Origin of the sequence: Syntrophorhabdus sp., from assembly GCA_012719415.1 — a bacterium.
Lineage (GTDB): Bacteria > Desulfobacterota > Syntrophorhabdia > Syntrophorhabdales > Syntrophorhabdaceae > Delta-02.
The window spans coordinates 25,457-34,493 of sequence record JAAYAK010000050.1 but is presented as its reverse complement, the minus strand read 5'-3'; the positions used below and the strand labels follow the sequence as shown (position 1 = coordinate 34,493).

Sequence of the window (9,037 nt, the reverse complement as noted above, 5' to 3'; positions counted from 1 at the left end):
GCCCTCGACCTTTATCGCCTTCCCGTCCTCTATGGTCACCTCGACACCGCAGCTGTGGTAGCACAGCGCGCATCCGCTGTAAGCCTTGTATGGACCCTTCTCACTCATGTTGTCCTCCTCGATGTTGTTGGACCCATGCCCGTGGCATGGGACTATGTCCATCTGACTGTTTCATGGAATGAAAGCCGAGTTCATCCCATGAACTATAATAGCACAGACGAAAATATTGTCAATATTAATCTTGGCCGCCAGGGGGCGGCCAGCTCTTCCACGACGGTTGACAAATGCCCGGCTTTTCTGAATAATTATGAACGGCTCTGTCGCCGAAAAGGAATAAGGGGAAGAGGGACTGCCACATGCGCAAGATCATGAAATCGAACAAGATGGAGAACATATGCTACGAGATCCGCGGACCCCTTCTGAAGGAGGCGAAACGCCTCGAAGACGAAGGATACACGATCATCAAGCTCAACAGCGGGAACCCGCCCGCCTTCGGACTCTACGCACCCGACGAGATCATGCATGACGTCGTGCTGAATATCAGGTCGGCCCAGGCCTACGGCGATTCGAAGGGACTTTTTTCGGCGCGCAAGGCGATCATGCAGCAGTGCCAGCTTAAAGGGATAGAAGGCGTGGAAATGGAGGACGTCTACGTCGGGAACGGGGTCTCGGAGATGATCATGATGGCCATGCAGGGCCTTCTGAACAACGGTGACGAGATGCTCGTGCCCGCGCCCGACTATCCCCTGTGGACCGCCGCCGTCACGCTCTCGGGAGGAAAAGCGGTACACTACATCTCAGATGAGGCATCGGGGTGGATACCCGACCTCAAGGACATGGAGTCGAAGATAACGCGGAAGACACGGGGGATCGTGCTCATCAACCCCAACAACCCCACCGGCGCCGTGTATCCCCGGGAGGTCCTCGTGAAGGTCGTCGAGATGGCCGCCGAGCACGACCTCATCCTCTTTTCCGACGAGATATACGACCAGATCCTCTACGACGGCGCGCGCCACATTCCCGCCGCGTCCCTGACGAACGATATCTTCGTCGTCACCTTCAACGGGCTGTCCAAGTCCCACCGTATCCCCGGGATGCGGGCGGGATGGATGATCGTGAGCGGCAAGAAGGGGCACGCGCGGGACTACATAGAAGAAGGGCTCGACACCCTGTCGAACATGAGGATGTGCGGCAACATGGCGGGCCAGCTCGCCATCCAGACCGCGCTCGGCGGGTACCAGAGTCTCCAGCAGATGATATCTCCCGGCGGCCGCCTCTATGAACAGAGGCAGGCCGCGTACGACGGCTTTCGCGCGATACCGGGAATAACCTGCGTCAAGCCCATGGGCGCCCTGTACCTCTTCCCGAAGATCGACGTCAAGAAATACAACATAAAGGACGACCAGAAATTCCTCCTCGATTTCCTGACGGAGAAAAAGGTCCTCATGGTGCAGGGCACGGGTTTCAACTGGCCCGCCCCCGACCACTTCCGCGTCGTCTTCCTCCCTTCCGTCGAAGAGATAAGGAGCGTGGCGGAACGAATGGCGGAATTTCTCAAGGAGTATACGCAATAAAAACAGTTTTAAGTTTTAGGTTTTAAGTTTTAAGTTAAGAAAAACCGTTTTAGGTGTTAGGTTTTAAGTTTTAGGTAAAAGACCGGAAAAGCCAGGTCCTCTTCCGGCAAATAGGTGGGCACCCAACCACCACTCTGTTCGCCTTGGTCTTCCACTTAAAACTTAAAACCTAAAACTTAAAACCGTCTTGTTAGCACTTAAAATGGTCCTTCAAACATTTCTATTATCTTTCTGACAAGTGCCGGCAGTGAGGGGTCCCGGGCGCCCATTACCATGATGCAGTCGCCTTGCTTCGCGTCGGCGGAGAGTCTTTCGAGCAATTGTTTGCGGTCTTGAACTGCCTCGGAGTGGAAGGGGACGGGGCTGAGTCCGTCGATGATGTCCTGCGAGGAGATGTCCTTCTGGGCGGTGCCGCCGGCGTAATAGATGGGAAGAAGATAGAGGCTGTCACTCTCACGGAAGAGGGAGCGGAAGGCGGCGATATACTCGTTCCTGAGGAAGCGCGTCGGTCCGAACCCGTGGGGCTGGTAGACGGCGATGATGCGGCCGGCGAGGCCCCGGGCGGCGGTGACGGCGGCGGATATCTTGGCCGGGTTGTGGGCGAAATCGTCGACGACGGTGATGCCCTGCCGCGTTTGTGTTATGGAGAAACGGCGGGCAACCCCGCGAAATCCCCTGACGGCACCGGCGAGAGTCTCTGCATCGCAGCCGATATGTTCGCAGACGCACAGTGCCGCGCGGAGGTTCTCGAGGTTGTGGTCTCCCGGAAGGGGGAGGTGGTAGTCGATGTCCCCGCGCGTGAGCCTGACGGACGTTCCCTGGAGTTCTTCCCCGTCGGGATGCCACGAGGCGGTGTTGTCACATCCGAATCTCAGCGTCGCCGGAAGGGTAACGAGCAGAGGGTCGTCGGCATTGGTCGCGGTCCAGGCTGACCGCGATATGAGTGTCGCGAAGAGCCCCCGTATCTCGTCGATGTCCTTATGGTCTTTGGAAATGTTGAGCACCACGGCGATGGCAGGTGAGTACTTGACGAGCGTGCCGTCGCTCTCGTCCGCTTCCACGACAAGGAGGTCCGAGCCGCCGGAGTAAGCGTTGCCGATGAGGCCCTGGGCTTCGAGCCTGACGAGAGGTGCGCCGCTTACGAGCGACGGCGACTTCCCGCATGCAGAGAGGAATTCGAATATCATTGCCGTCACCGTCGATTTGCCGCTCGTGCCGGCAACGGCTACGGTCCTTCTCGACGCTATGATCGACGCGAGGAGATCGGAGCGATGTATGACGGGGACGCCCCTTGCCCGCGCGGCGGCAATATCGGGGTTTGTTTCCTCGATGGCCGTGGATACGCAGAGCACATCGGTATCATCCGTCACCCCCGTGCCGTCCTGGCTCGCGATCACGCATCCGAGTCCCTCGAGGGACCGGCGCATGGGAGCCGTATCTTCGCTTTCCAGCAGGCGGTCCGAGCCGGAAACGCCTATCCCTTCGAAGCGCAGGTACTGGGCAAGGGCACTCATCCCGGTGCCGAAGATACCGGTAAAGTGAATGTTCCGGCAGGGCTTCCCGGCGACGATCAGGGCGGGAGGGTCGATGTAGAGAAGGGTACCCTCGGGGACCCTCTCGAAAAGATCTGTCATATCGGTATTGCGAAGGGTCAGGCATCCGTGGGTGAAAGGGGTGCCGACAAGGTCTTCGCGGTTGGTCCCGTGGATGTAGATGCACCGCTCACGGGAGTCCACGCCGGGGCCCCTGTTGATCCCCTCTTCAAGGCCCTCAAGACGGAGGATGCGGGTCAGGATGAGGTTGTCCTCTCTTGAAACCCCGTCCCAGTCGGTTCCTGTATCCCTGCGGTCCCTGAAGATGCGCCCCGGGGGTGCGCCGGACCCGATCTTCTCGCAGACGCGGTGAAGCCCGGGAGGTGTCTTAAGGGAATCCTCGCGTATGCCGACGCCGAGGCGCGAAGTCGAGGCAGGATAGGTTTCGATGACGCGATCCGCCTCGCAGAGGAAGAGACGCTGCTCCTCAACGGAGCCAACGAGATAGAGGTCTTCCCGGTCGGCAAGGTTTTTCGACAGTACACTGTAAATGCCGGCCAACCGGAATCTGTCCATCTCGCCCCTTGCGTCTTGTATCGTTATTGGTGTGGCAATTATTGATACCATCGGCGGCGTGAGGATTCAAGAAGAACTTCACCGTCTCGGAACGTCAGATCTTGTCCTGCCGGTGGATGACGGCCATTGTGCCCTGGTTATGGAGGTTTCTGGCGAAGCACTCGATGGAGATGTCCGGACTCACATTGAAGAAGGAGAAGATTGAAGCCATGAGTTCCATGGACTCCACGGTCATGTGGGTGCGTGTTCAAAGGGGGGAATGCCTTTGACATGTTCCTGCCTCCCTGCTATGTTTTGTCAGACCAGGTATGGCTCAACCTTCCCCTCCGGGGTGGGTCACACACGGGCCGGGACCGGGCAGATTACAGGCAAAGGAGCTGCGAGTGGCACTGAAGGAAGAGATAAGAGAGGTGTTTTCGGCCGTCCCGGCGCAGTTCTCTGAAAAAGAAGGAGTGACCACGGTGGAATATGTCGTGGCCGAACGGAAGTCTTTCCTTTCGAAAAAGAAGGTGACCTACATAGCGAAATACCGGATAGTGGAAGACACGCGGGAGGTCCGGTTCACGGAAATGCTCAAGGAGTCGGGATCGGGCCTGTCAAGCGGCAGTTTCGGCGACGGGCCATCGGGTTTCGGATTCAAGAAAACGACGTACAGGACGGGCACGGGCGGCCGGGGAGGCACGATAGAGGAGCGATCGAACGTTCTCGGCAGCAAGTACAGCTACACCTTCGATTTCAAGGCAACCCGGGCCGCTGTTGAGAAGAAGGTCGAAGACGCAGGCTACGCCTTCAAGTACCAGATAACACCGATGGGACTGTAGCAGTTCCAGGGCCCTAAGGACGTTCAAGACCTTACGGCTAAAGACGGTTACAGTGTGACGCTGAACCTCGCCGACAGGGTGGAGGTGTTGCCTTTTGGCTTACGAAGCGAGGCCCAGGCGATGCGGTGGGTTTTCAAGTATGGAATGATGTTTCCCCTTTCCTCGACCGTATTTGCGCCGGCAAGGTATCATCGTCGGTTGGAATGCGCTATAATAGGGCAGGGCGATCAGAATGAAGCTCATCTACAAGATATGGCTCAACATGGAGGGCGACAAGGCTTTCGGGGAGGGTCCGTACAAGCTCCTGAAAGGGGTGCAGCAGACGGGTTCGCTGAGGGAGGCGGCCTCCTCTCTGGGTATGGCGTACAGCAAGGCCCGGCGTGTCATAGCAAGGAGCGAGAGCAATCTCGGTTTTGCCCTTACGAGAAAGAAGATAGGGGGAGTCTCGGGGGGTGGTTCCGAGGTGACCGACGACGCGGTCCGGCTCATGAGCGCGTACGAGGGCCTTCGGTCAGAGATTCAGCACGTCATCGGAAAAGTATACAGAAAGCATTTTGGGGAGTCCGTCGAGGTGGAGTTTTACAGGACGGTTGCCCGCAAGCGCGGTGAGAAAAAGGCGTAAGCGGCTTCCCGCGGTCTTCCCCGCATTCGTCAACACGCAAGGAACATTCCCGTCCCTTTAAGCTTTCACCACGAGGTGCGATAATCCTGTTGACCTGAGACGGAATTGCCATGTCCGTCTTGTGGTTTAGGGTCAGGAGAGAGACATCTTATGCGCGATGCAAAATACATGGCCATTCCTCCCGGCGCGATACTGCCGGGAAGCCTGCCAAGATTCAAGATATACGTCCTTGCGCCCGATGGGCGCTACATCCTGTGGGCGCGCGCGGGCAACGAGGTCGGCAGGGACCGGCTCGCCATGCTTGCCGAGACGGGGCAGAAAGAGGTCTTCATCGACCTCGACGAAGAGATCAAGTACGAAAAGTATCTCGAGAACAACCTGGGGACCATCCTCGAGAACCAGGGGATGCCCGACGACCAGAAGGCTGAGGTCTTCAGCAGGGTCTCCACGAATGTCGTCAAGGATACCTTTGAAACCTCTCTGGGTCTCGGCACAATGCGGCCGGATTCGCTGCGGCGGATCCAGGCGCTCGTCAACCATTCCCTCATGTTCATAGCCGAGTCGAATTCGCTGAAACCCCTGGCGAAGATGATCGGCCACGACTACAAGACCTACGAGCATGCCACCAAGGTGCTGTGGTTCACGGTGGCCTTCCTGAGGCGCAATTCCGACGTTCTTACCCAGATAGTCCCTGATATCGAGGCGTATCATGAGGTCCAGGTGAAGGAGCTCCTGAAGCAGTGTGGCGTGGGGGCCATGCTCCACGACATCGGGAAGGTCTTTGTCGCGCCCGAGATACTCAATAAGGAGGGGCCTCTCAACTCCGTGGAGTGGGAGATCATCAAACGCCACCCGTTGACGAGTTTCGCCATGCTCGCCGACACGGATACCCCCGTGTTCGTCAAGAAGGCCATACTTCAGCACCATGAGGATTACAACGGCGAGGGCTACCCGATGGGGCTCAAAGGGAGGAACATCAACGTCCTCGCACGCGTCCTGAGGATAGTCGACGTCTTTGACGCCATGACATCCCGTCGTCCCTACAAGGAGGCCTTCTCTCCCATGGAGGCGGCACGGATCATGGTCGGGACGCCGGAAGGGGACGATGCCTCTCCGGACGGTAACGGGCGGGACCAGAGGGACCGGGGCATGAAGAGATGCTTCGATGAGAAACTGCTCCGAAAGTTCGTAGTGTTCCTGGGCAAAGTGTCGTCTGAGATGTGATTCCCGGGGGGACCGGAAAGGGCTCACCGTGTCTTCGGTCGCGATAAACCCCTGCAGTCTTAATCCAAAATTAACAATTCGCCTTTACTATGGAACAGTGAAACGGCTTTGCAAAGCGCAAGGTATGAGGTAATCTCATAGTATGACAAGCCAATTGATAGCGGTCGTCGACGACGAGCCGGACATACTGGAGTTGGTGTCGCTCCACCTGAAGAGATCGAACTTCCGTGCGAGCGGGTTTGCCGACGCGCAGTCCTTCTACCAGTTCCTGGCGAAGGAGGTGCCGGACCTTGTCATACTCGACCTCATGCTTCCCGACGTGGACGGATTGGAGATCTGCAAGTACTTGAGGGCGCAGGAGCGTTTCTCCTCCATCCCCGTGATCATGCTCACGGCAAAGACGGAGGAGACGGACAAGGTCATCGGTCTGGAGCTGGGGGCCGACGATTACGTGACGAAACCCTTTTCTCCCCGCGAGCTTGTTGCCAGGGTGCGAGCGGTCTTGAGGCGGCATGGCCGGAGCGAGGATGATGCCCGCAAAATCGTTATTTCCGGACTCGTTGTCGTCGATCTCGACAGGCACGAGGTGGAGGTCGAGGGGAAAAAGGTGGAGTTGACCCCGACGGAATTCAGGATACTCGAGCTCCTCGCCTCGCGCCGGGGCCGTATCCAGTCCCGGGACCAGATATTGACCCATCTCTGGGGTGACGAAAAGTACGTCATCGACCGAACCGTTGACGTCCACATCAGGCACCTGCGCGAGAAGCTTGGCAATGCCGCCCATATCATAAAGAATGTCCGTGGCGCCGGATACAGGGTGGAGGAATGAAGCGCTCCCTCTTTCTCAAGATATTCGGCGGGTACCTTCTCCTCACCATCGTCCTTTCCGGTCTCATCGTCCTCATCTCGTCCTATCTCATCCGCAACTACCAGATAGAGAGGACCGCGCGGGAATTGAAGGAGATCGCCATCGTCCTCGGGGAGCGAACACTGGGGATGCCGTCGGAGGGCGGAGGTGTCGTGATCGACCGCTTCGTGAAAGAGACGGGGAAGAAGATCAACGCCCGGATCACCCTTGTTGCCCCTGACGGCAGGGTGATCGCCGATTCCGAGGAAGACCCCGCCAGGATGGAGAACCACCGCCTGAGGATCGAGATCTCCCAGGCGCTCGAGGGCGGAACGGGGCGGTTCCTGCGCGTAAGCGACACCCTCGGCCAGGAGATGCTCTACATAGCCGTCGCCGTGGAACGGGACGGAAAGACGCTGTATGTCCTCCGTACGAGCAAGTTCCTCAGGGACATAAAGACCGTTTCCCGGGAACTGAACCTGAAGATATCGTTCGTGACCGCCATCGTCCTTGTCGCTGCGCTCATCGGGGCGTTCATTTTCACACGGACCATCTACCGGCCGATTGGCGAGCTGAGCGCGGCCATAAAACGGGTGGCCGGCCACGATTTCAATACCCGTGTGTTGCTTAAAGAGCAGGACGAGCTCAAGGAGGTCGCCGACAGCTTCAACGATATGACCGATGAGATGCAGGGGCTTTTCACGGATCTCACCCGCCAGAAGGAAGAGCTGAACTCCATCATCTCCTCCCTGCAGGAGGGACTCCTCGTGCTCGATGGCGAGGAGAGGGTTCTCCTTATGAATGACAGCCTGAGGAACGTGATGGGCCGCGATGTGGAGGTCGGGAGGCCATACTGGGAGGTCATCCGGGAGCCGGCGCTCAATGAACTGGTGAGCAGGGTCCACGTCGAGAAGCACAACCTTGTCGGGGAGATGACGATTGACGGTGCGGTTTTCCTGTGCAGTGCCACGTACCTGAGCTCCCGGGAAGAGATCGTCCTTGTCTTCCATGACATCACCGAGATCCGCAAGCTTGAGAGGATAAAGAGCGATTTCGTCCTTAATGTGTCCCACGAGCTGCGCACGCCTCTCACGTCCATCAAGGGGTTTGTCGAGACCATGGAGGCCGATGGAACGCTTTCGGAGGAACAGAGGCATTATCTGACGATCATCAAGCGGAACACGGCCCGGCTCATCAATGTCGTGACCGACCTGCTGACGCTGTCGAGGTTGGAAGAAAAGAGCCCTGTCCTCGAATTGGAGCCGGTGGACATACGGGACCTCGTCGAAAGAGTACTCAAGATCTTCGAAGAGCAGATACGCGTGAAGGGTTTCAGCGTGGATGTGAGGGCGCCCCGGGACCTGCCGCCGGTGATGGGTGACGCCTTCAGGCTCGAGCAGGTCTTCGTCAATCTCCTTGACAACGCCATCAAGTACACCGATGCGGGCGGGATCACCGTGGAGATGGAGACCCGCGGCAACACCGTGGTCATCTTCGTCGCCGACACGGGCCCGGGCATCCCTTCGGAACACATCGACCGCATCTTCGAGCGGTTCTACGTGGTCGATAAATCGAGGTCGAAGAAGCTCGGCGGCACGGGCCTCGGCCTCTCCATAGTCAAGCACATCATCCTTCTCCACAACGGAAGGATCACGGCCCAGAGCACCCCGGGAAAAGGCGCGAGATTCATCGTCACCCTGCCCGTCGGCGACCCGCCCTCATTCAAAGCCTGACCCGCGACAGGAATATCATCGGGACAGGGCCCGCCTTAATCGAATCTTAACAATCCTTTCCTCTAATATTAACAGTCGATGGGTAAGATGAGGCAACGATTCAGGCAG

Annotated in this window: 7 protein-coding genes; 6 read left to right on the top strand and 1 reads right to left on the bottom strand. The window is 58.0% G+C overall.

What is annotated here, in order from left to right; translation table 11 throughout:
* Window positions 1-356: 356 nt before the first annotated feature.
* The gene (locus GXX82_03215) at window positions 357-1,574 is read left to right on the top strand and encodes a pyridoxal phosphate-dependent aminotransferase (protein ID NLT22036.1); all 1,218 of its coding nucleotides are present in this window, start codon (window positions 357-359) and stop codon (window positions 1,572-1,574) included.
* Between the two features lie 197 nt (window positions 1,575-1,771).
* Here the strand turns inward: GXX82_03215 and GXX82_03210 are convergent, their stop codons facing one another.
* Window positions 1,772-3,682, bottom strand: a complete 1,911-nt coding sequence (locus GXX82_03210; GenBank protein ID NLT22035.1) for a L,D-transpeptidase family protein — start codon at window positions 3,680-3,682, stop codon at window positions 1,772-1,774.
* A 383-nt stretch (window positions 3,683-4,065) separates the two neighbouring features.
* Here GXX82_03210 and GXX82_03205 point away from each other — a divergent pair, with 383 nt between their 5' ends.
* The 5 genes from GXX82_03205 to GXX82_03185 all read left to right on the top strand — a co-directional run bounded on the left by GXX82_03205 (window position 4,066) and on the right by GXX82_03185 (window position 8,929).
* Window positions 4,066-4,503, top strand: coding sequence for a ribonucleoside-triphosphate reductase (locus tag GXX82_03205; protein NLT22034.1), 438 nt, complete (start codon window positions 4,066-4,068; stop codon window positions 4,501-4,503).
* Between the two features lie 232 nt (window positions 4,504-4,735).
* On the top strand, window positions 4,736-5,125 hold the full coding sequence (locus tag GXX82_03200) for a LysR family transcriptional regulator (protein ID NLT22033.1): 390 nt from the start codon (window positions 4,736-4,738) through the stop codon (window positions 5,123-5,125).
* A 150-nt stretch (window positions 5,126-5,275) separates the two neighbouring features.
* A complete protein-coding gene (locus GXX82_03195) occupies window positions 5,276-6,349 on the top strand; it encodes an HD domain-containing protein (GenBank protein ID NLT22032.1) in 1,074 nt (357 codons plus the stop codon).
* Window positions 6,350-6,491: 142 nt separating this feature from the next.
* Window positions 6,492-7,178 carry a response regulator transcription factor gene (locus tag GXX82_03190; GenBank protein ID NLT22031.1) on the top strand — a complete coding sequence of 229 codons (687 nt, stop codon included), beginning with the start codon at window positions 6,492-6,494 and terminating at the stop codon, window positions 7,176-7,178.
* On the top strand, window positions 7,175-8,929 hold the full coding sequence (locus GXX82_03185; GenBank protein ID NLT22030.1) for a HAMP domain-containing protein: 1,755 nt from the start codon (window positions 7,175-7,177) through the stop codon (window positions 8,927-8,929). Before GXX82_03190 ends, GXX82_03185 begins: the two co-directional genes overlap by 4 nt.
* Window positions 8,930-9,037: the final 108 nt, after the last annotated feature.